This window comes from Paenibacillus sp. EB106-05-06-XG162 (assembly GCF_058791655.1).
This window is the reverse complement of the sequence record NZ_JBYTDT010000021.1, coordinates 44,191-65,728: the sequence shown is the minus strand read 5'-3', so window position 1 is coordinate 65,728 and position 21,538 is coordinate 44,191. Positions and strand designations below refer to the sequence as shown.

The window sequence follows — 21,538 nt, the reverse complement described above, 5'->3', positions numbered from 1 at the left end:
TATCCAGAATAAAGTAAATCATACAGGAAATACTATGGGCACCAAATGGACTTGAGGAAGGATCACCATGTCATGTCATCTCAAAATCAACAAGAACCTACGCTGCGTACGAGCCTATCGGATAATCTAACTCAACTACAAACCTTGTTCGAAGGAGCTCCTGATCTAGTCATCCGTCAATTCACCATCCAATCCACACGTACAATGGCAGCACTGGTCTATCTGGGCGGGCTTACGGATAAAAACGCGGTCAACAACAATGTATTGAAGCCGTTAATGTTCGAATTGAATATTAATCCTTCGGTGACGATTTGCTCCCTAACGACAGAGAACAACTGGGAGAATATTACGTCTTCCATCCTAGCAGGCAGCAGTGTCCTGTTCATGAACGGAAAATCTGAAGCCTCAATTCTTGGTACCCAAGGCTGGCCGCAAAGATCCATTGAGGATCCACAGATTGAAGCGTCGCTGAAGGGGGCTCACCAAGGATTTGTTGAGACTGGAAGCCAGAATATTGCACTCATTCGCCGCTATATTCCCAGTATAGATCTTAAAATTAAAGAACTGACTGTTGGTCGGCGCGGCGCTACAAAAGTTTCCATTATGTATTTAGGTGATGTAGCCCAGCCTGACGCCCTGGAAGAATTGGAGAACCGCATCAAGCAAATTGATGTCGACGCCATCATTAATTCTGGCGAGCTGGGAGAATACATTGAGGATAACCCATTCTCACCCTTTCCACAATTTATCTCAACGGAACGTCCGGATGCAGCGGCCTCTCAAATTTTACAAGGACGATATGTTATGGTTGTAGACGGCTCTCCGAATGTAATCATTGGACCGACGTCATTCGTTTCATTCTTTCAAAGTGTCGACGATTACGGTACACGATGGATTATTGCTTCTTTCATCCGAATCGTTCGGTATTTTGCCTTTTTCATGGCACTTTTCCTCCCTGCTCTCTATATCTCGCTGATCTCCTACAATTATGTTGTAATCCCCATTAAACTTATTATTTCAATCGGTGAATCGAGAGAACGCGTTCCTTTCCCTCCTTTCGCTGAGGCCATCATGATGGAGATTACCCTTGAAATGCTCCGTGAAGCAGGAATAAGGCTGCCTGCACCAATCGGACAGACCGTAGGCATTGTTGGTGGGATTGTCATTGGGCAGGCAGCCGTGCAAGCAGGCATTGTTAGCAATATCATGGTCATCGTCGTCGCCTCAACTGCCATTGCTTCCTTTATTATCCCGAACTATGATATGGGGGCCGCAGTGCGGTTTCTTCGGTTTCCAATGATGATCATCGCTTCAATCTTCGGCATTGTAGGCATCGCAGTCGGTTTTATGATCCTTGTCATACATTTGATCACCTTGAAATCCGTGAATACTCCTTACGGCAGTCCAGTGGCTCCTGTACGATTTACGGATTGGAAAGATACCTTTATCCGTGCTCCACTATGGTTGATGAAGAAAAGACCTGTGAATGCGCAGCCTGTTCAGTTGGATCGACAAGGCAATAATCAACCAGAGGAGGACGACTCATGAGGAATGCCAGTTCCATTCAATTTACAAGACTACAATACATTTGTCTCATTCACGGTACCCAAGTCGGCGTCGGATTCTTAACCCTCCCCCGTGAATTAGCCCAAGAGGCAGGTACTGATGGATGGATCTCTATCATAATCGGATGGCTCGCTTCCGTCATTGCCAGCTTATTCATTGTTCGAACGATGAAGAAGAACCCCGACACAACGTTGTTTGACGTATTAACCATCTATTTTGGAAAATGGATCGGGAAGACAGCCACCGTCTTCCTGCTTCTTTATTTTGTCACAATATCCATAGTCGTTTTGTTCAACATCATCTCTATATTGAGAATTTGGTTAATGCCAAATACGCCGAACTTCATGTTGGTCGCGTTATTAATGGTTCCGACCTATATGATAATCCATCACGGTATGACGATGATCGGACGGTATGCAGAACTCATATTCTATTTCTCCCTCTGGATTATTGTTCTGCTCATCTTCCCGCTTCGTCATAGTCACTGGTTATACCTGCTGCCTGTGATAAAAGAAGGCTGGTTCCCGATTCTGCATGCGTCGAGATTAACAGTTCTATCCTTTCTCGGGTTCGAAATCTCGTTCATTCTCTATCCATTTCTGATGAAAAAAAGCAAAGCGGTCTCTGGCATCGTTATCGCCAATACGCTCACGATGGTGTTCTATCTCATTACGACTTTAGTCTGCTTCTCCTATTTCAATTCAGATGAGATTGTTCAATATACTTGGCCAACCTTGAGCTTATTAAAAGTGATTCGGGTACAATTCATGGATCGATGGGACGTTATTTTCTTATCGATTTACATGATCGTTATCTCAGTGACCTGGATTGTATATATGTCCCTAACCGTATTCAGTGTTAACCACCTGACATCGAAGTCACACTCTCGTACCACCAGTATCCTAATAATTTGTATCGTAGGGGCACTATCATTCATCCTGACGCTCTCTCAAACCCAGATTAGACTAATGTCGAAATATATTAGTCAGATCGGTTTCGGTTTCGCCTTTCTATTCCCCATTCTTCTATGGCTGTATGTCAAAATATATGAGATTATAACACAGAGGAGAGATATCCATTGAAGCTTTGGCGTAAGGTCATCATCCTCATGCTCCTTCTAGGGATCTTGCCTGGATGCTACGACAAAATATATTTAGAAGACACTACATTAGTCCTCATGCAGGGGCTCGATATCGATGAAGACAAAAATCTGGTTGTATACACCTCGAGTCCGGTATTCAATAAAGATGCGAAGAAAAAAACAGAAGAATTTATTGATAAAAAGCCCTTGTCATTGCGCAAAAACAATAACGATTTAGACACGATGTCCACGGGTATTCCCAGCACAGGTAAATTACAGTCCATGTTAATCGGCAAGAAATTGCTGGAGCAAGAAAACTGGTTCTCGCTCTTAGACCCCATATTCCGCAACGCAGAACCTACCATCAACTCCAGTGTGATTGTCTTCGATGGTCCTATATCAGAAATTACGTCCTTCCATCCAGAGGATAAGCCTACGTTACCCATATTAATCGCTAAATTGATCAGCTCCGCTTCCCAAAGAAATGTTACCTTGGATACTACACTGCAGGAGCTGCATCGGCAAATGTTAGACAAAGCCCTAACACCTTCTCTGCCTCTCATGAGGAAGGATAAAGATCTTAAAGCCATAGGCTGCGTTCTATTGAACGAAAGTGGTAAATACGCTACAACACTTGGCATGCAGGAGACGATGCTCTTACGTATATTGCAAAAACAGCTAAAAGGTGCTGGATCCTATACGATAGCTACGCCTGAGCTGCAGACAAGGCCACCCATCAATCCGATTGTCCAGAGCAAAGTAAGTATTAAAATTCTCACTGCTACTCCGCGGTTCCGAACAACCTATCAGAATGGAAAGTTTGCATTTGATATTCGATGTAAGATAAAAATCCGATTAACAGAACGGACATTCTCCTTCGATACACAAGCAAATAAAAAGAAACTTCAACAAACCTTGGAAGCGGCCTTAACGCGTGATCTAACAAGTCTGATTCATAAAATTCAGAAATTCAAAATCGATCCGATTGGTCTTGGAATCCATGCACGAGCTTATCAATATAAGAACTGGAAAAAGGTTCAAACGGACTGGGGAGAAGCACTATCTCAGACCGATATTCACGTGAAAGTAAAGACAGAACTGCTCGATAGCGGTGTTCTCCAGTAAATGCTAGTCACACATGGAAAAAGCAGCCAATTCTTAGAATTGACTGCTTTTGGGTATATATTAAATCACGAATCTGTATTCGAATCGGCAGTGCCATTCTAGAATGCAGGCAATATCGCTTCACCGTATTTCTCAGCTATAAATTTCTTCACTTCTGGAGAATGCAATGCTGCTGCCAACTTCTTCATCGCATCGGAGTCTTTGTTGTCCGGACGAGCAACAAGGATATTCGTGTATGGGGAGTCGCTTCCTTCAATAAAGAGTGAATCTTTCGTCGGTGACAGCTCTGCTTGCAGCGCATAGTTCGTGTTAATAATCGCAGCATCGAATTCGTCAAGGACACGTGGAAGCATTGCTGCTTCTAGTTCTTTAAAATTCAAATTTTTCGGGTTTTTCGTAATATCGCGGATCGTTGCGTCCGCTACTTTGCCTTCGGCAAGCTCAATTAACCCTTGTTTTTGCAATAACAACAAAGCGCGCGCACCGTTCGAAGCATCGTTCGGGATCGCAATGGTTGCGCCATCTTTCAATTCGCCAACCGATTTGATCTTTTTGGAGTATGCGCCGATCGGTTCAAGATGGACGCCTACCACGCTGACAAGATCCATGTTGCGATCCTTATTCATTTGATCCAAATACGGTTGGTGTTGGAAGAAGTTCGCATCAAGCTGCTTCTCGAACACTTGCACGTTCGGCTGTACGTAATCCGTAAATTCCTTCACTTCAAGCGTAACGCCTTCCTTCTCCAACATTGGCTTCAAGAAGTTTAGAATTTCAGCATGCGGTACAGCTGTCGCTCCGACTGTTAGTGTCGTCGTCTCTTGCTTGCTTCCGTTGCTCTCCTCACCGCTGCTTGCACTGTTCTTCTCGCCGCAACCTGCTGCAATCACCGCAAACGCGAGTACTGCTGTTAATGTGATCAACCATTTTTTCATTGTAGATCCCCCCATGATAATGTGAATTTATTGCATCTATATTATTTTCTAGAAAACCGCTTAACAAGAATATCACCAAGCACTTGGATCAACTGAACGATAATAATCATTAAGATGACGGCAACGACCATAATCTCCATCTCATACCGTTGATAGCCATATCGAATGGCCAAATCCCCAAGACCGCCGCCCCCAATCAATCCGGACATCGCTGTGTAGGAGACTAACGTTACAATCGTGATGGTGATACCCGCAATCAGACTCGGCATGGATTCTGGCAGTAATACTTTACCCACGATCTGTCCTTTTGAAGCTCCCATCGCTTCAGCCGCTTCGATCACCCCGCGATCCACCTCACGAAGCGAAGTCTCCACGAGTCTGGCGAAGAACGGAGCCGCTGCGAGTACGAGCGGTGGAATGGAACCAAGTACACCGATCGAAGTCCCAACAATTAATTTCGTCAAAGGGATAATCGAAATCATCAGAATGACGAAAGGCACGGAACGCAAAATATTGACGATGAACGAAATCACCCGGTAGAGCATCCGGCTCCAAACCGAATTTCCTCTTGCGGTCATGAATAGCAGGATGCCGATCGGAAGCCCGATAATAAATGTGAATATCCCAGAGAAGAACAACATGCGCAGCGTGTCCCACGTTGCCGTCCAAATTTCGGACCAATAGATTTTCGAGAAATCAAACCCCGTAGATAGGAGTATCATCCGATCACCTCCAATTCATGTACCTGTGTGCGCAACATCTCATACGTCTTCGCAATCGCTTCTTTATCCCCTTCAAAGCGCACGATGAGCTGACCATACGGCGTGTCCTTCATCGTGGCAATCGTCCCTTGCAGAATCGCAAAGGAAACGCCTGTCGCCTGAACAGCCTCAGATAGAATCGGTTGATACGTTGATGTCCCTAAGAAGTTAATCTTCACGACCTCGGTATGATCATTCGACGGTAACGAAGCAATTAGACGGTCTAGCAGCTCCGCGCTCTCATTTTCTTCCCGAATAAAATCTCGGGTAACAGCATGCTGCGGCTTCAAGAAGACTTCGGTCACAGGTCCTTGCTCTACAATGCGGCCATCATGGATAACTGCTACCGTATCGCAAATCGTCTGAATGACGTGCATCTCATGTGTAATAAGCACGATCGTAATGCCGAATTGCTTATTAATATCGAGCAGCAATCGTAGAATCGATTGCGTCGTCTGCGGGTCTAGCGCGGATGTAGCCTCATCGCACAAGAGCACCTCGGGATCATTCGCTAGCGCACGAGCGATACCCACACGCTGCTTCTGTCCACCGGACAACTGCGATGGATATTTATTCCGGTGCTCTTCTAGACCGACAAGTTTCAGAAGGTTGTCCACCTTCTGTTCGACTTCTGCTTTGGATGTCCGTACTAACCGCAGCGGAAAGGCAATGTTATCAAAAATGGTGGCAGACGATAATAAATTGAAATGCTGAAAGATCATTCCGATCTTGCGACGCTGTCCTTGCAGATCTACATCCGACAAAGCCGTAAGATTCGTGTCGCCAATCCACACTTCACCTGCCGTTGGGCGTTCGAGCAGATTGATACTGCGCAGCAGCGTACTCTTGCCCGCACCCGAATGTCCAATGATTCCGAAAATTTCGCCTCGATCAATGGTTACATTGATGTCTGAAAGCGCAACGGTCTGTTTATGCTTACTGCCGTAGGTCTTCGACAGTTGTTTAAGCTGTATCATGATTGTCCCCTCTCGTTTCTGATCGAGTAATGAGAAAAACTTTTTGTGGTCAAAAAAGCCCTTTTCCGGCACAACGGAAAAGGGCTGACAAGTCATCATAGTCCTCTTCTCATCTACCAGAATTCTGACATGAATTCTGAAGGATTTAGCACCATGACACTCCATATCCGTATAATCACTGGATCTGGAATCGGTTGCCGGGCTTCACAGGGCCTGTCCCTCCGCCGCTCTCGATAAGAAAGTATCGTTTGTATTAAATTTAAATTGAGTATAGTGTTGATACAATTAAATGTCAAACAGAAAAAAATTCCAATTATCGTTGATACTTGTTACGCAGCATTATTTCGATATATTCGAACGCCGCTTGCAAGGTATCACAGGCCATTCGATAACCGAGCTCCAAATCATTTTGACGTTGCTGAATATCCTCCAGTTTAATCTTTCCATCGAGTGTCTGATCTCGTTGATTAAGATCGTCCTGCATCTCCATATTCATGTAATGAATTTCGATATTACGCCATTTGCGAAGATGGCGAAGCGGTTCATTATATTGTTCCTTCAATGTATTTAGCTTATCCATGAGTGCCAAATGCACACCCAAATATCGAAATTGCCGCAAGACGGTAAAAAAAGAAAAATGAGCTTTGGCTCGTTCGGTATGGAGTTCAAAGAGGTCATTCATCAATGTGCCGAGCTTATCCAATATCGAGAATACCCGAATAAATCCGTCCTTGTAGAAATAGACATGCCTGTGATAATCCGTATTTTCTTGCTGCGACATTTCATCTTGATACGAATTCCGAACCCGATCCGCAAAATGGCCCGCTAAGAAAACACTTTGCTCCAACTCATCTAAGGATTCGATCAGACCTTTCGTCCAAATCTCATGTTTACGCCAAATATGCTCGGGATCATGTCCCTCAGAGATACGTTTCTGAAGCCGGCGCAACACATGCTGCATGGCCTCGACAGCACCTTGCATTTCAGCAAGTTCCGCGCGAGGAGGCAGTCCTAACAAGATTCGCAGCATATCGTTCACACTCCCTTGATGATTGATAAATGATGATATGTATCCCAGTAAAACAAAAAGTTCTCGAACTTCACACGCTCGACAACTTTCGTTTCATTTTAGTATATCCGATTTTATCGTTTGCCCATTTGCCATACCCTGACACTCATATAACATAGCACGCCGAACAGCCCTGCAATGAGTACAGTATGGAACAAGCCCGCGAACAAGCCCGCATTCTCATCCCCTAACGTGAATACAACCCATGCCCCGCTCAGAATTTGTGCAGCACATAAGATTAGAGCACAAACACCTATAATCCGTAACTCACGAATTTGCTTATGATTGTGATATGCGAAATGCGCTAGCGTCGCTACAGCGATGAATAGGATGAGTGCTGCAACACGATGAATAAATGCAATCAGTGTCGTTCCATGAAGTTCTGGAATAATCTCTCCATTACAGAGCGGCCAGCCTTGACAGCCACCATAGGCTTCCGTATGCCGCACAAATGCACCAATATAGACAACGACATAGGCATATAACGTCACAATCCATGTCGCTGTTCGGAATCTGCCGGATACGTACACATCGGATGGCGCATTGTCATCCAACCCCCGGCTCCACTTGTTCAAGACAATCGAGAGCAGCAGTGTCCCTGCAAAAGCGATAAGCGAAAAACCGTAATGCAGTGCCATAACTGCTGGAACTTGTCCAAGCACGACGGCAAGCGCACCCATAATGGCTTGAATAAATGTAAATAAAAATGCGATCAAAGCATACCACCAAGCATCTTTACGTTCTTTCACATGACGCCATACCGCGATGAACAAGACTAGCACAAGAATTCCTACAAGTCCGCTCACAGCACGGTGCGAATATTCAATCATTGAAGTGATCGTATAGGCAGGTACAAATTTGCCATTGCACAGCGGCCATTCCGCGCCACATCCCTGACCGGAACCCGTCTTCGTGACTAATGCACCATTCAAGAGAACCAGCATCATCCCGATACAAGTAATATAAGCAAGCCACTTTAATGTATTCGCTCTCAATCCTTCACCCACTTACTCTCTCAAGAAGTAAATTTCACCATTTCTCATTATACCTGATTTCAAGTTGAAAACGAAGGCGGAATTGTGACAAAACACATTGTAAATGGACAAAAAAAGATATTAAAAAAAGCCACATCATCGTGAGATGACATGGCTTGTTCGAACTTATTTGGATTTCTTAACGGTATTTGCGACGGCGATTGCACGATCCAAGAATTCTTCAATCTCTTCACGTGTCTTACGCAGCTTACTTACGAACCGAATCAGCTCTTGGCCATCTACATAGGCGATAAAACTCGGAATCCCGAGAATGTTATATCGCTCGCACAAGTCCGGTAATTCATCGCGGTCAATATGAACGAAGGTGAGTTGATCGGCATACTTCGCTTCAACCTCCGGCATAAATGGATCGATAAAATGACAGTCCTTGCACCATACGGCTTTAAATACACCGATCGTTGGTTTCGACGAGGCGATGACCTCGTTAAATTGCGCTTCTGACGTTAATTTCTCCATTGTAAACACTCCTTCATTGGGAATTGAATTCCATTAGGAATCTGAAGATTGAACGGCTTGTCCACGCTGCAATCGCATCAATGGCTGGAATACCTTGCGAAGCGGACGCGGATAACTGCTAAGCTCCTGCTGCGTAACGACGCGGAACACGACCAGCATCACGGGATAGAGTACAATCAACACCAATCCGACTAAACTGGATGAGATGAAATACGCGATACGCGCATGCATAACATGAGTTAATTGATTGCCTGCCCATTCGATAAGGTAACCAATGCCTGCTAGGGCAATGACCGTCGTCAAGAAACCAGCCCACCGTGAGCCCAGGATCTGAAAATCGACGATTTGCTTGAGCGAACGTTGATTCAAATACATCGTAACGGCAAAGCAAAGCATCGTTGAACCGACAATCCCATAAATGCCGAAAACATAACCGAGCGTGAAACTTCCGGCTAACTTTACGGCAATACCAATCATCACGTGAAACATCGGTGTCTTAGGTCGTCCAAGACCGAAGAGAATCGAACCCGATACCATCATAACAATTTGGAAAATGGTACAGAACGTTAACAACGAAATAATTCCGCTACCATTCGTACTACTGAATAACAGACCATTCACGGAGAAGGCAGCCGTGCAAAGAATGAGCACGATTGGCGTCCCAGACAGAATCGCAATCCGAAGAGCTAAGGTTACCTGCTTATTCAGATGATCCATCTCTTTACGCGCAAAAGCGCTTGAAATAATCGGAATGATCGATGTACTTAGTGCGATCGCCAGAATCGGGGGAATACCTGCAATGGATTGCGCATTCATCGTTAAGACTTTAAGTGCTTCCTTCGCAAGAGGCTCGCCAATCTGTCCTTTCAGAATTGGAACGATTATACTCGAATCAATGAAGTAAATGATAGGTACTGCAAGCGATGTAATGACGATCGGAATCGAAAGCTTGAAAATATCCTTGTATATTTGACGAAGAGGCATAATAGCGCTCTTATCTTGCCCATTCCGGGCTAGTCCCGCTTCACGGTCTGCCTTCTTCAGCTTCCTAGCATAATACAACATCACGAGAAAGGCGCCGATACTGCCAAGCACACCGCCGAAGGAAGCGCCTGCAGCCATTTTCTCTTCACTGTAGCCCCACGTTAAGAACAGATACGCAAGACCAACAGCTGTTATTACACGTAAAATCTGCTCAATAATTTGCGATATCCCGCCGGGTGCCATTTGATTTCGCCCTTGGAAATAACCGCGCATCATCGCGATAACAGGGAACAAGATCAGCGCTGGCGCTAAAGCCCGAATAGCAAGCGTTGCCTCCGGAACAGAACTCATCTCTGCATAGACAGGCGCGAATATGTAGAGCAGCGCTGTGATGATCCCCCCCATACCTAGGCCGAATAGAATAGCAGCAAAATAAATCCGCTGCGCCTCTTGTGGGCGATTCAGCGCATATTTCTCGGACACCATCTTACCTAACGTGCTTGGAATACCGGCTGTCGCGAATGTCAGTAGCATTAAATAGACATTCGATGCCAATCCAAAGGCCGCCCCTCCGCTTACCCCAAGCATATGCTCCAAAGGCACCCGCTGTACCACACCAAGCACGCGTGCGATTAACGCAGCTGCTGCGAGTATGAGCGTCCCTTTGATAAATGATTCTTTTGCCACGACAACAATCTTCCCTTCTCCTCTACTTACGCACTAACAACCCAGATGATGAAGATTACGATCATAGCAAGCTGTAACACAATCTTCACGAGGGTGCTTGTGAACAAGCCCACTAATGAGCCAAAACCGACCTTAATCGCACGATTCATATCAGAACCCGTCATCATCTCACCAATCATTGCACCGAGCAGCGGCCCGAGCAGTAGACCTGCAACCGGGATCACAAAGGGGCCAATAATAATCCCAATCGTACTCCCAATAATGGATGCGCGTGAACCACCATATTTCTTAACACCCCAGGCGCTGACCACATAATCGGCGATGAACAGCACAATAACGATGACTGTCTGAATACTCCAGAACCATATTCCAAAAGGTTCGAAGCTAATACATAGTCCGTAAACGAAGTATGCCGCATAGATGGCCACTGCCCCCGGTAGAATCGGGTAGATTGTACCAGCCATGCCTACCGCGAATAAGACGACAACCAAGATCCAGCCGATGATCTCTAGAGTCATCTCGAACTCCTCCTATTTCAATAAATATTTACGGATCACTTCAGCGACACCGTCTTCTTCATTAGAAGCTACGACTTGGTCTGCCACTTCCTTCACTGTCTCTTGTGCATTGCCCATCGCAACCCCGAGACCAACGGCTTGAATCGCTGCTAGATCATTAATACTGTCGCCAACGGCAACCACTTCATGCATACCAATCCCGAGCAGCTCACATACATCCAGAAGTCCTGATGCCTTAGATATGCCCTTCGGATTTAATTCAATATTGGTCGGAGAAGAATTCGTAATCTCCAGCCCGCCCATTGCTCGAAGCTGGGATAAGATCTCATGACGCATCCCATCATCTTCAACGGTATATCCAAATTTGAGCCATTCTTTATCCTTGAAGATGATCTCATTATCCCAGCTCGAGCGCAGATAGATTTGACCTACCGAATAAGCCCAGAACCATACATCATAACGCTTCGCGATCTGATACAGCTCCTTCATGACTCCTGCATCCATCAGATGTCTGCGATGAAGCTGATAGGGTGCTGACCATACCTCGCCGCCGTTCACTGTAATCATCGGTGAGTCCAGTCCAAGCTGCTTCGCGTAAGGCATGGCAGAATCGAATCCACGACCCGTTGAGAAGCTGACCGTAATGCCTGCCTTCACAGCCTCCTGTATCCAATACGCTGTATCCGGTGTAATCTGCTGTTGATCATTTAATACTGTTCCATCCATGTCGAGTGCCAGCAATTTATAGTTTCCCATTGTCTCCTCCAATTCTCTATCTGATATTCCGCATTTGCTGCATATCGACATTTTACCATAGATCGTGTTAAAAAGTTAAAAAGACAAGGGCCATCAGAAACCGTTTCAGAGAGGAACTCCATTTACGCCCTTTACGCATCGCATCATCCCACCTCTCGTGAGGGGTTAATTTGTCCCCACATACTCCATTAAATGCAGGACCTTATCCGATTGTTCCGCCCCTCCAAAAAAGTTGGATATAGGAAACTATTGGACGAAAAAAAAGAGAGCAAATTTCTGCTCTCTTCTCACGCATGTGTTATACGAAATTCAACCCACCATTGAAGGGGAGTGGAACGGGAAAAACGTGGTTCAGGAGGGTTCTTAAATCCTCCTCCATGGAAATGGCTTCATTTGAACCGAATAGCACATCCAACAGATCTTCTGGTGTGACTTCGACAGATCGATCACCAACGGTAATTAATGTATGACCATTTTCCAATGACGATACAGCGATCTGTTCTGCAACCTCCGATGATTGCGTCGCCAGATACGGACGCAGTTGTTCGAGCAGTCGCTCTGAACGAATAATCTTCAACGTCCCTCCGCATTTCCGTTCTTCATGATGTACATGCTTCAATTGTTCTTGCATCTCGAGATCATGAGCAGGCACGGTGATGTTAAGCTCCGCTAAGCCTTGCGTTATCATCGCCTGCTCGAACATTGTACGGATCATTGCATGATCTCCTGCGTAATGATACACCTCAGGGCTGACCTCGGTCGATGCTGCTGCAGGGATACTGTAGACAATAAATGCCTGAACCTTACCTTCACGCTCAGCCACCAGTGAATGCATCGTATGCTTCCTATTGCTCGCGACCGCACTGGCCTCAATCAATTGCGCTAAGTCCCATAAGCTCTTCTCATACCGTATGGATTCACATTGGGTAAGATGATGAAGCTGGAACCAATCTGTCGATTGAATTTCCCTAATTACGAATTGATCTGTTGCCTCTCTGAGCTCCTGACTAGAGAAGTGGGATGAATCGTATCGATATCCATACACTCGTCCGAATGGGTAACAACCTGCCCGAGAATACAAAGAACGACTACCGGATACGAACAACATAGTTCCATCTGCATGATCGATATGTGAGAATATTTCACTCAATATATCCCCAGCAATCCCTTGTCCCCGATAATCGGGATGTGTACATACTGAGCCTAGACTATATACATTCAACGCTGCGGGGCCTATGCGAATCACAGCGGGCACGAGTCCCATAAATGAAACTAATCTCCCATCAACAAATGCACCATAGGATTGACCTAAACTACTGGAGAACACATAAGGATATGCTTCCCCCATCGAACGATGCTCATGATCCCGAAATGTAGCATCTGAGAGGGCAATTGCCTCTTTCCATTCTTGCTCAGATTGTAATCTTCGAATATCTGCCATACTATGAACCTCCCCATGCATTACTTGAACAGTTTGATTAACAACATACTTTGACAAAAGCAATCATTTTCCTGCCTGAATCATTCAAAAACAAAAAGAAACCCCAAACTTTCAGGGTTTTCTCAATCCTATTACGTCCGTAGTTCTTGTGTTATCTTCCACTATTGCTCGTGGAACCATTACTTCCGTTTTTATTCGTGGTTGTTGAATCTGTACCTGATGTACCCTTTTGTTGGCCATTCGCAGGTGTCTCTGGCTTCTTCGTCGGGTTCTTCGGCACGCCGTCGAGTCCCACTTCTGCATCATACGCATCGAAAATTTCACGTGCGATCGGGGCTGCCGCCTGTCCGCCGTATCCACCTTCCGGCACAACGACAGCAACAGCAAGCACTGGATTATCCGCAGGAGCATAGGCGATAAATACCGCATTCTCGACTGTTAGATTTCCACCAACCGTCTGTTGGGATGTACCTGTCTTACGATTATACGAATAAGGGAAGCCTTCAAATCCAGTTACTTTAACTTTACTCATTCCTGCTTCGATGGTCTTCCAATGGGAATCGTCAAATTTAACCTCGTTAAGTACCTCAGGCTGGAATTTCTTCACAGTATTACCGTCTGTATCTTGAATTTCTTTCACGAATTGCGGCTTTAATCGTTTACCATGATTCGCAAGCATCGTGACGTACTGTGCCAACTGCAGCGTCGTATATCGACCTTGCTGACCAAAGGACGCGTAAACCATTGCGGATTGATAGCTATCTCGTTCCGCAGAATTATAATAATCAATAATCCCTGTATTTTCATTCAGAAGACCGCTTTGAGTTGATACACCCAGCCCGAACTGCTTCATGTATTCATCCCATTTCTCGACGCTCTGTTTGCCGTAACGATTGATCAACCCATCACCAACCATCGAGGCCATAAATGCATTGGAGGATTTCTCAATCGCTTTACTGGCTGTAATCGGCCCATTTGCCTTACTCGAAGCATTTCTTACCTTTACCTCATGACCTTTTTTACCAAACTGGAAGAATCCATGGTCCTGATATACAGTACGTGAAGTAAATATTTGCTCCTGTAATCCGATTAATACGGATAGCGGCTTTATAACCGAACCTAGTGGAACAATTGAAGACGGATGCTTGTTCTGCTCCTTCTGCGTCTTATATTTCTGCGATACGGAACGAATCGTTCCATTCACATATCGGCTCTCAATTTCGTTATAATCATCTGTGCTAATTTTGCCCCCACGCCAAATGTTCGGATCATAATCCGGCATACTGGCCATGGCGACGACATTGCCTGTCTTCACTTCCATTGCTACCGCATAACCTGCACGAGGATTCGGTTTAAAACCGCGTGACGTGTAAGCATTATCATTAATTCGTTTAATCCCATCCATAATTGCCTGCTCGGTTTTCAATTGGACATTCTTATCCAAAGTTAAAATTAAGTTATCACCTTTAACTGGCTTCGTAAGCTCCATCGGTCCAATTATCCGGCCTGCGTTGTTAACAGGGAATTTCTTAATACCGTTCTTACCGCGCAGTTCCTTCTGGAACAATAGCTCCAGACCGTCAAATCCGACATCTTCGTTTTGCAAATATTTCTCGTCTGATTTAGCATCTAGATTGCTGCTCTCTTCTTCAATTTTTCTATAGTAGTCGAGACCACCCTGTGGATTGATCGCGGATTTATATTTCTTCAGATAACCGACCAATTGAACAGCCACTGTATCGGGATCATAATTCCGAATGCTTTCTTCGACAATATCGATGCCCTTGAATTCTTCCTTATGCTGCATGAAATAAGCGATTTCCTTCTGTGTCAGACCGGATTTAATCCGCCGAGGCACATAACCATAATTGAGCCGTGATTCGACATCCATCTGGTAGCGAATGTCGTCTTCGTTCATCTGAGGCACGTTCGGATCTCCGTATTTATCGAATACCTTTTTCAAGCTGGATATGATTTGATTTAATTCTGCCTTATTCTCGTCCAAGGTATAATTCTTATTTAGCGTAAAATATAAAGACTGTGTGGAGGTGGAATAAGCGATAGGCTCCATATTCGAATCATAAATCGATCCGCGAATCGGAGGAATAGAGACTTCCTTATAGCCCATACGATCCGCGAGCGCCTTCAATTCCGGCCCTTCGACGAATTGTAGAATAGCAAGTCTCACAATTAATACCGAGAAGACAATAAATGAAATGAAGAAAAATATATTAAGCCGCATAGAGAAGTTCCGTCGGTTCGTGATTTCCCGTTTTTGCTGGTCATCCATCGAATGATTGCTCATACTTCGTTAGTCCTTCCTTTTTACCAAATGTCCGTTAAAACTACCAGAAGTAGTGTACCATATTTCACCCCTCTATTGCATCTTTACTATGATTCTTCCCACACAAAAAAACGCCTCGATCACTCCATCGAAGCGTTTTCTATGTAACGAATGAAATATTACTTGGTCGCCTGCTCCATAAACGATTTGACCGTCGCATCATTTAGGCTCATTTCGCCGAGCGATATGCCACGGAATGACACCTTCACTTTATCTTCCTTCGCTTTTCCTGTAATTTCGAGGTTATCTGTCTTTATGCTATAAGTTCCGTCATCATTTTGTGTATATTCAGCATTTTTGGCTTCTTTCAGCATGGCGTTCGTCGCTTGATCTTTGAGTGTCTGAACAGCATCATCTTTGACTGTCGTAACAACCTTGTTAAGATCATCAATCGTATACCCGCTGTAGATCGCCACCCCAAGGATGATTCCGATTACGAGCACCCATTTCAATACCGTCTTCAGGAAGCTAACGACTACGAATAGGACAACGACTGCAACGGCAAGCAGCATCCAATTCTCTTCGAGAAACTTCATAATTACTTCTTGACTCATGGTATTCCCTCCTTTCCACATCTTAACATTATACATGATAGCCATTTTATTCGTAAATCTTACCTTTGAATTAAAATAAGGGCATAAGTTCGTCCCGCGAGGCGTACAAGTAGATAGCAGAGGAGATTACAAATAATTGTTCTTAGATTTTTGAACTACCTTTAAGGAGTGAGTGGCTGTGAAAATTGCTATATGGTTGTATCTGTTCTTATTCGTCGCTTTTTTTGATCTGCATGCGCAGTATCCTATATTAACACCTTTTGCAATTTCTCTCGGAGCCGCCCCGTCCTTTATCGGTCTCATGATGGGAATTTACTCATTCACACACCTGCCTGGTAACTTACTTGCCGGGATAGGCGTAGACCGTTACGGCAGCCGAATTTTCATTCTCGGAAGTTTATTTGGTGCGGGTCTAATTCTTCTGTTCCAAGCGCATGTGACGAATCCATGGCAACTGCTCGTACTCCGCTCCATCAGCGGATTCGTGCTCGCCTTCCTCTCTCCTGCCTGTATGTCGCTCCTCGCGAGACTTGCCCAAGATCATATCACGCAAGGAAAGCTCATGGCTGGAAATGGTCTAGTCCATACATTAGCCTCTGTTGTCTCTCCTGCAGCTGGCGCCCTCCTCGTAGCGAAAATAGGCTTCTCTCAAGCCTTTAATGTACTGGGCTGGGTATTAATTGCTATCGCTGCGATTGCCGTATTTGCCATTCATGATCGACCTGCAGCAGTCACTGATTCCCAAGAGGCGCTTACGCTCCCTGAAAATGCGCCATTACCGCAAATGCCGTGGCGATTCTTCATCTTGCCGCTTGCCATCTCCTGTTCACAAGGCATTCTGTTCTTTGAGCTGCCCCTGATGAAAGAAGCACTTGAATCCATCATGAAAGCTGGCGTTTTTTTCTCCGTCATCAGTCTTGGCGCTTTACTTACACTCAGCTTACTGTTCTTGAATCGATTTTCGCCTTATGTGAGAACATGGATCGGCAGTCTGTCTCTTGCCATTTCCTTTTTTGTTATCGCGATTCCTACGCCGTTCCCCTTAATCGTACTTCTCTTTGTTGTCGGGATGTCGAAAGGTATCATTTTCCCAGCTATGTCCTCCTACCTTATTGAACTGAGTGGCGGCACGCGTTATGGGCAGATGTTCTCCACGATGTCAATCGCATCGTCTATTGGTTATTTTTTCGGACCTTTATTAGCAGGAAATCTGCGCACCTTCGTCTCTCCTTATTTTATTGCATTTTTCATTCTAATGACCGCACTCGTCATACTGCCTGCGCATCATAGAACGCGCACGCAACTCACGCCAACATTACATGAATAGGGATTCACCCATTTTCATAGGCATGGGTATTCGCACAGCACGATAGCCCTCTCCACACATACTATAACATTGTCTCTAACAAGAGCTTGAAAGAGAGGTGACTTAAAATGGGTTTCGATAATTGTGGAATTATATCCCCAGTCGCTGTATCGCCAGTCGTTCCTTGTGGTCCTGCTGTAGGCGGTATTGGATGCGGTGGTTTGGGGACGACAACTGGTGTGATCTTGGTACTGTTCATCTTGCTCGTTATTATTCTTCGTGCTACACGCATCTAATGTTGTGACTCCTCGATTTTTGCGAACTTGCGATTCTTTCCTCTACCACTTGGCTCGCGATAAGCGGGCCCTTTTTTATATGATAATTTATCAGTTTCGGTTTCCCTCAAAGTACCTGAATCAGCTTTGAATTCAAAGCGCACTTTGTGGTGTAATTTTGCATAAAGCTTGTCTAACGCTGTACACTATTGATAAACGGCGCACGACCCGATTGTTAAATATCGACATTTCCCGGGGAATATATACAGATCAGAAACGAGGGATGCAGCATGGAGCCCATAATAATCGTCGAAGGAAAGAACGACCGTAGCCGGCTGAAGCGGTTATTGTCGCCTGACATCACCATACTCTGCACATACGGCACCCTGAGCACAGATCGTCTAGAAGAATTAAAACGGAAGGTTGGAGATGAGGCAGTCTATTTGTTCATGGACAATGACGCATCAGGCAAAAAAATACGAGCCATCCTGCGCGATGCGTTTCCTGATGCAGAACAAATCTATACAAGGCGTGGGTACGCGGGTGTTGAAGGAACACCTGATGAATACATCATTCAACAATTAGAAAAAGCGGGGTTGGAGGAGTATATACAATACCCCGACCCAACCCCGTTCTAAGAGATGAAGTTTTAAATCGCCTGCTTTGATAACGAAGTATCTTCTCGGGAAGCTAATTCGACATCGAATCTTGAACTCAACCGAAAACTCCTGTACTCACGTAGTCTCGCCTACGCTCCGTTTCCTCGTTTTCTAGTTTCATTCAACCTTCTCGGTTCTGAAAACAGACGATTTAAAACACCTATTTATTTTCTTTACTTATGCGCCGTATCGATGATCATGATGATGAAGACCACCATGAGATAGTTGATCGACATGAAGAAATGTTTCTTCGCCCAAATTTCGTCGACCTTTGCCTTAAACCCGCTAAAAGTCATGAATAACCATGCCGCGGAAAGTAATGTTGCAACGCACAAAAAGATCCAACCAACATATCCATATACATAGAATAAGATGGATACAAGCACGAGCAACGCGACATAAGGAATCATCTGGAACTTCGTGCGGCGAATACCTTTGACAACAGGTAATAATGGGAAACCCGCAGCACGATATTCTTCCACTCTACGGATGCCTAGCGCCCAGAAATGCGGCGGCTGCCATAAGAACAACAGAGCGAATAACAAGATCGCCCCCATATCTATAGCGTTCGTTACTGCCACATACCCGATAACCGGTGGCATGGCCCCCGAAATTGCACCCACGGATGTGCTCCATGTCGAAGTACGTTTAAGCCATAACGTATAAATTCCACCATATACCACCATTCCGACAAGACCAAGTACACCTGCTAATACGTTCGTGAATACGAAGAGGACGGCAAGCCCGAGAACCCCAAGCACAATGGAATACCATAACACAACAGTCGGTGTTAATCGGCCTGTTGGAAGTGCCCGGTCACGCGTGCGTGTCATTTTCATATCCAATTCACGATCGTAATAATTGTTAAAAGCACAAGAAGAAGCCATAACAAGCGTTGTACCAAGCAACATCCAGACGAGACTGACAAAGTTAATATCCCATTGCGATGCTAGCCAGAAACCGCCGAATGCAGCAATCAAATTCGAACGTAAAATCCCAGGCTTAATCACATTAATAAAGTCTTTCCAGGAGCCTGCTTGTATCGAAACTTGAGAAAGGGGTGCCGAGTCGGAAGAAGGAGCTTGGTAACTCAACTGTTTATCCACGTTTGAAGATCCTCCTCTAATAATTACAATTACACTACTGTGAGATTTATCATATCAAATGCATTCGATGTTTGACAATGTTCGCCGTCACAGTTCATCAATTTGACAATACATTGATAGGATTTAGTAAGTAATCGACGACTTCGCTCATATTAATATGTATTTCCGTTCATAATAAGTTTAAATATGGTAAATATTGAATAGAACATCATCATGAAGGAGAGAACGATTTGGATACAGGCACACATCTTGTTATGGGCCTTGGTATTGCAGGCCTATCCTATATCGATCCCGCTGTCGCAGCGGATCCTGCTCTGGCATCTGCCGTATTCTTTGGCGCAGTCATTGCAGGGCAAGCGCCTGATTTCGATGGATTTCTTCGACTCAAGAGCAACACCTTGTACATTCGTCATCACCGCGGCATTACGCATTCCCTCCCCTTCCTACTGCTATGGACAGTTCTGATTACGGGGATTTTCTCCTTCTTATGGGGCTTTGCATGGGGAAGCGCTGCGATCTTCCATCTCGGCTTTTGGGTCCTTCTATCGACTTGTTACCATGTCTTCTCCGACTTATTTAATACGTACGGAACACAGGCGGCCAGACCCTTCTCCTCCAAGTGGATTTCGTGGAATATCATTCACATCTTTGATCCGACTATATTCACGACCCATGTTATCGCCATTGTGTTATGGGCATTTGGACTCGCCAAACCCGAGGTCATCTTTCCCATTCTCTACGGGTTCATCGCAATATATTATGTATGGCGAACCGTCGTCCACTGGATTCTAGAACGCCGGTTACCAGAGATAGATCCTGACCATGAACGAGGGGATACGTACATCGCAATCCCAACCGTTTCACTAACGCATTGGCATATCGTCAAAACCAGACGGGACGGATGCTTTGTTCTTGGTCATTATGACCGTATAGGACTTCGATTTATGGAGACAGCTAAATGCGCTAAGCATGCGGCAGTCGAAGGATCCAAAGCAGATCCAACCGTTCAGTCCTTCCTCTACCTGACGAATTACGCTTGTGCTGAGGTGCGAGAAATCCGTGCTGGCTATATTGTACGCTGGTCCGATGTTCGCTATCGGCATCGCAAGCAGTATCCGTTCGTTGCTATTGTCATGATGGATCGTAAGTTCAAAACAATTGATTCCTATGTCGGCTGGATCAGTGACAGCCAAATTGAGAAAAAATGGAGCCTCTTGTTATCTTAGAATTGAAGAAGCACGCTATCTATTGACGCATTCGTTCGAATGCGTCAATATTATGTTCGAATGGAATTTGCCAAAAAGAAAGACCCAGAGCAGTCTGCTCTGAGCCTCTCTCTTATGGATGCTTAGCGAATGCGGTTCGATGAGGAGCCTGCAAGAGACTGCTCAGCGATTTGCACAAGGCGCTTCGTGATATATCCACCAAGGGATCCTGCTTCACGAGAAGTAACATCGCCATAGTATCCACTGGAAGGGATTGAAACACCCAATTCTTGTGCAGCTTCCATTTTCAATTGCTCAAGAGCTGCTGAAGATTGAGGTACAACTAAAGAGTTACGTCCATTTGCCATTCGTAAAAACTCCTTTCACCCTGCTTCTAAAATATGTTTGCTTGCAAGCTTGCAAACTTATTATGACCTTCTTCTAGAATGTTATTCTCAGATATTCAGCCAAATTTGATGGAGGGTATTTCCAAATGACAAAGTCGCTATCGCTCCTTTTTGCCGTCATTAATATCTTGTTCATGCTAGCTATCGCCATCTCCATTGCCATCAGTATATGGCTGGTCTTGTTATTCACGTTATGCCTCATTGGATTCATGGGATTTAGCTTCGCTATGAAAGCACGCCTCGATCGCAAAAAAGCGGAGTGAATCACTCC

General features: G+C 45.0%; 22 protein-coding genes and 1 riboswitch. Of the genes, 8 read left to right on the top strand and 14 right to left on the bottom strand.

Annotated elements, in window-relative coordinates:
• Positions 1 to 72 precede the first annotated feature (72 nt).
• The 3 genes from AC3WU2_RS27660 to AC3WU2_RS27650 are packed head-to-tail and all read left to right on the top strand — an operon-like array spanning position 73 to position 3,772.
• Positions 73 to 1,548, top strand: coding sequence for a spore germination protein (locus AC3WU2_RS27660; protein ID WP_492458145.1), 1,476 nt, complete (start codon positions 73 to 75; stop codon positions 1,546 to 1,548).
• Positions 1,545 to 2,648: a GerAB/ArcD/ProY family transporter gene (locus tag AC3WU2_RS27655; protein ID WP_492458144.1), complete on the top strand. Its 1,104-nt coding sequence runs from the start codon at positions 1,545 to 1,547 to the stop codon at positions 2,646 to 2,648. The genes AC3WU2_RS27660 and AC3WU2_RS27655 overlap by 4 nt, the downstream gene beginning before the upstream one ends.
• Positions 2,645 to 3,772, top strand: a complete 1,128-nt coding sequence (locus AC3WU2_RS27650) for a Ger(x)C family spore germination protein (protein WP_492458143.1) — start codon at positions 2,645 to 2,647, stop codon at positions 3,770 to 3,772. Before AC3WU2_RS27655 ends, AC3WU2_RS27650 begins: the two co-directional genes overlap by 4 nt.
• A gap of 98 nt (positions 3,773 to 3,870) precedes the next feature.
• Here the strand turns inward: AC3WU2_RS27650 and AC3WU2_RS27645 are convergent, their stop codons facing one another.
• The 12 genes from AC3WU2_RS27645 to AC3WU2_RS27590 form a co-directional block, all read right to left on the bottom strand.
• On the bottom strand, positions 3,871 to 4,707 hold the full coding sequence (locus AC3WU2_RS27645; protein WP_492458142.1) for a MetQ/NlpA family ABC transporter substrate-binding protein: 837 nt from the start codon (positions 4,705 to 4,707) through the stop codon (positions 3,871 to 3,873).
• Between the two features lie 41 nt (positions 4,708 to 4,748).
• On the bottom strand, positions 4,749 to 5,429 hold the full coding sequence (locus tag AC3WU2_RS27640) for a methionine ABC transporter permease (protein ID WP_018758890.1): 681 nt from the start codon (positions 5,427 to 5,429) through the stop codon (positions 4,749 to 4,751).
• Positions 5,426 to 6,445, bottom strand: a complete 1,020-nt coding sequence (locus AC3WU2_RS27635; RefSeq protein WP_492458141.1) for a methionine ABC transporter ATP-binding protein — start codon at positions 6,443 to 6,445, stop codon at positions 5,426 to 5,428. The genes AC3WU2_RS27640 and AC3WU2_RS27635 overlap by 4 nt, the downstream gene beginning before the upstream one ends.
• A 106-nt stretch (positions 6,446 to 6,551) precedes the next feature.
• Positions 6,552 to 6,685: riboswitch (SAM riboswitch) on the bottom strand.
• Positions 6,686 to 6,758: 73 nt separating this feature from the next.
• Positions 6,759 to 7,475, bottom strand: a complete 717-nt coding sequence (locus AC3WU2_RS27630; protein WP_379345112.1) for a Cthe_2314 family HEPN domain-containing protein — start codon at positions 7,473 to 7,475, stop codon at positions 6,759 to 6,761.
• 113 nt (positions 7,476 to 7,588) lie between these two features.
• The gene (locus AC3WU2_RS27625; RefSeq protein ID WP_018758893.1) at positions 7,589 to 8,509 is read right to left on the bottom strand and encodes a COX15/CtaA family protein; all 921 of its coding nucleotides are present in this window, start codon (positions 8,507 to 8,509) and stop codon (positions 7,589 to 7,591) included.
• A 165-nt stretch (positions 8,510 to 8,674) separates the two neighbouring features.
• A complete protein-coding gene (locus AC3WU2_RS27620; protein WP_379345109.1) occupies positions 8,675 to 9,025 on the bottom strand; it encodes a thioredoxin family protein in 351 nt (116 codons plus the stop codon).
• A 33-nt stretch (positions 9,026 to 9,058) separates the two neighbouring features.
• Positions 9,059 to 10,696: a putative polysaccharide biosynthesis protein gene (locus AC3WU2_RS27615; RefSeq protein ID WP_492458140.1), complete on the bottom strand. Its 1,638-nt coding sequence runs from the start codon at positions 10,694 to 10,696 to the stop codon at positions 9,059 to 9,061.
• A 26-nt stretch (positions 10,697 to 10,722) separates the two neighbouring features.
• On the bottom strand, positions 10,723 to 11,214 hold the full coding sequence (locus AC3WU2_RS27610; protein ID WP_018758896.1) for a DUF456 domain-containing protein: 492 nt from the start codon (positions 11,212 to 11,214) through the stop codon (positions 10,723 to 10,725).
• A 12-nt stretch (positions 11,215 to 11,226) separates the two neighbouring features.
• The gene (locus tag AC3WU2_RS27605; protein ID WP_492458139.1) at positions 11,227 to 11,970 is read right to left on the bottom strand and encodes a Cof-type HAD-IIB family hydrolase; all 744 of its coding nucleotides are present in this window, start codon (positions 11,968 to 11,970) and stop codon (positions 11,227 to 11,229) included.
• Positions 11,971 to 12,268: 298 nt separating this feature from the next.
• Positions 12,269 to 13,411 carry a GNAT family N-acetyltransferase gene (locus tag AC3WU2_RS27600; protein WP_492458138.1) on the bottom strand — a complete coding sequence of 381 codons (1,143 nt, stop codon included), beginning with the start codon at positions 13,409 to 13,411 and terminating at the stop codon, positions 12,269 to 12,271.
• Positions 13,412 to 13,562: 151 nt separating this feature from the next.
• On the bottom strand, positions 13,563 to 15,716 hold the full coding sequence (locus AC3WU2_RS27595; protein WP_492458136.1) for a peptidoglycan D,D-transpeptidase FtsI family protein: 2,154 nt from the start codon (positions 15,714 to 15,716) through the stop codon (positions 13,563 to 13,565).
• A 158-nt stretch (positions 15,717 to 15,874) separates the two neighbouring features.
• Positions 15,875 to 16,309, bottom strand: a complete 435-nt coding sequence (locus tag AC3WU2_RS27590) for a hypothetical protein (RefSeq protein WP_018758900.1) — start codon at positions 16,307 to 16,309, stop codon at positions 15,875 to 15,877.
• A 178-nt stretch (positions 16,310 to 16,487) separates the two neighbouring features.
• On the opposite strand from AC3WU2_RS27590, the gene AC3WU2_RS27585 reads away from it, so the two are divergent.
• The 3 genes from AC3WU2_RS27585 to AC3WU2_RS27575 all read left to right on the top strand — a co-directional run bounded on the left by AC3WU2_RS27585 (position 16,488) and on the right by AC3WU2_RS27575 (position 18,528).
• Positions 16,488 to 17,636, top strand: a complete 1,149-nt coding sequence (locus AC3WU2_RS27585) for an MFS transporter (protein WP_492458135.1) — start codon at positions 16,488 to 16,490, stop codon at positions 17,634 to 17,636.
• Positions 17,637 to 17,821: 185 nt separating this feature from the next.
• On the top strand, positions 17,822 to 17,911 hold the full coding sequence (locus AC3WU2_RS27580; protein WP_492458157.1) for a YjcZ family sporulation protein: 90 nt from the start codon (positions 17,822 to 17,824) through the stop codon (positions 17,909 to 17,911).
• 269 nt (positions 17,912 to 18,180) lie between these two features.
• The gene (locus AC3WU2_RS27575) at positions 18,181 to 18,528 is read left to right on the top strand and encodes a toprim domain-containing protein (RefSeq protein ID WP_492458134.1); all 348 of its coding nucleotides are present in this window, start codon (positions 18,181 to 18,183) and stop codon (positions 18,526 to 18,528) included.
• A 194-nt stretch (positions 18,529 to 18,722) separates the two neighbouring features.
• On the opposite strand, the gene cyoE is transcribed toward AC3WU2_RS27575, so the two are convergent.
• A complete protein-coding gene (cyoE, locus tag AC3WU2_RS27570; RefSeq protein ID WP_492458133.1) occupies positions 18,723 to 19,655 on the bottom strand; it encodes a heme o synthase in 933 nt (310 codons plus the stop codon).
• Between the two features lie 230 nt (positions 19,656 to 19,885).
• On the opposite strand from cyoE, the gene AC3WU2_RS27565 reads away from it, so the two are divergent.
• Positions 19,886 to 20,881: a metal-dependent hydrolase gene (locus AC3WU2_RS27565; protein ID WP_492458132.1), complete on the top strand. Its 996-nt coding sequence runs from the start codon at positions 19,886 to 19,888 to the stop codon at positions 20,879 to 20,881.
• A gap of 122 nt (positions 20,882 to 21,003) precedes the next feature.
• On the opposite strand, the gene AC3WU2_RS27560 is transcribed toward AC3WU2_RS27565, so the two are convergent.
• Positions 21,004 to 21,228 (bottom strand): alpha/beta-type small acid-soluble spore protein, encoded by a 225-nt coding sequence (locus AC3WU2_RS27560; protein WP_152396806.1) that lies wholly within the window; start codon positions 21,226 to 21,228, stop codon positions 21,004 to 21,006.
• A gap of 125 nt (positions 21,229 to 21,353) precedes the next feature.
• Between AC3WU2_RS27560 and AC3WU2_RS27555 the strand changes: the two genes are divergently transcribed.
• Complete coding sequence (locus AC3WU2_RS27555) at positions 21,354 to 21,530, top strand: DUF5325 family protein (protein WP_018758907.1); 177 nt, start codon at positions 21,354 to 21,356, stop codon at positions 21,528 to 21,530.
• The last annotated feature ends 8 nt before the right edge of the window (positions 21,531 to 21,538 follow it).

What these genes read in the sequence shown, in the direction of transcription:
- AC3WU2_RS27605 (WP_492458139.1), bottom strand. Translation starts at nt 11,970, where the DNA reads ATGGGAAACTATAAATTGCTGGCACTCGACATGGATGGAACAGTATTA.
- AC3WU2_RS27645 (WP_492458142.1), bottom strand. Translation starts at nt 4,707, where the DNA reads ATGAAAAAATGGTTGATCACATTAACAGCAGTACTCGCGTTTGCGGTG.
- AC3WU2_RS27595 (WP_492458136.1), bottom strand. Translation starts at nt 15,716, where the DNA reads ATGAGCAATCATTCGATGGATGACCAGCAAAAACGGGAAATCACGAAC.
- AC3WU2_RS27660 (WP_492458145.1), top strand. Translation starts at nt 73, where the DNA reads ATGTCATCTCAAAATCAACAAGAACCTACGCTGCGTACGAGCCTATCG.
- AC3WU2_RS27610 (WP_018758896.1), bottom strand. Translation starts at nt 11,214, where the DNA reads ATGACTCTAGAGATCATCGGCTGGATCTTGGTTGTCGTCTTATTCGCG.
- AC3WU2_RS27630 (WP_379345112.1), bottom strand. Translation starts at nt 7,475, where the DNA reads ATGCTGCGAATCTTGTTAGGACTGCCTCCTCGCGCGGAACTTGCTGAA.
- AC3WU2_RS27640 (WP_018758890.1), bottom strand. Translation starts at nt 5,429, where the DNA reads ATGATACTCCTATCTACGGGGTTTGATTTCTCGAAAATCTATTGGTCC.
- AC3WU2_RS27600 (WP_492458138.1), bottom strand. Translation starts at nt 13,411, where the DNA reads ATGGCAGATATTCGAAGATTACAATCTGAGCAAGAATGGAAAGAGGCA.
- AC3WU2_RS27635 (WP_492458141.1), bottom strand. Translation starts at nt 6,445, where the DNA reads ATGATACAGCTTAAACAACTGTCGAAGACCTACGGCAGTAAGCATAAA.
- AC3WU2_RS27620 (WP_379345109.1), bottom strand. Translation starts at nt 9,025, where the DNA reads ATGGAGAAATTAACGTCAGAAGCGCAATTTAACGAGGTCATCGCCTCG.
- AC3WU2_RS27590 (WP_018758900.1), bottom strand. Translation starts at nt 16,309, where the DNA reads ATGAGTCAAGAAGTAATTATGAAGTTTCTCGAAGAGAATTGGATGCTG.
- AC3WU2_RS27560 (WP_152396806.1), bottom strand. Translation starts at nt 21,228, where the DNA reads ATGGCAAATGGACGTAACTCTTTAGTTGTACCTCAATCTTCAGCAGCT.
- AC3WU2_RS27575 (WP_492458134.1), top strand. Translation starts at nt 18,181, where the DNA reads ATGGAGCCCATAATAATCGTCGAAGGAAAGAACGACCGTAGCCGGCTG.
- AC3WU2_RS27655 (WP_492458144.1), top strand. Translation starts at nt 1,545, where the DNA reads ATGAGGAATGCCAGTTCCATTCAATTTACAAGACTACAATACATTTGT.
- AC3WU2_RS27555 (WP_018758907.1), top strand. Translation starts at nt 21,354, where the DNA reads ATGACAAAGTCGCTATCGCTCCTTTTTGCCGTCATTAATATCTTGTTC.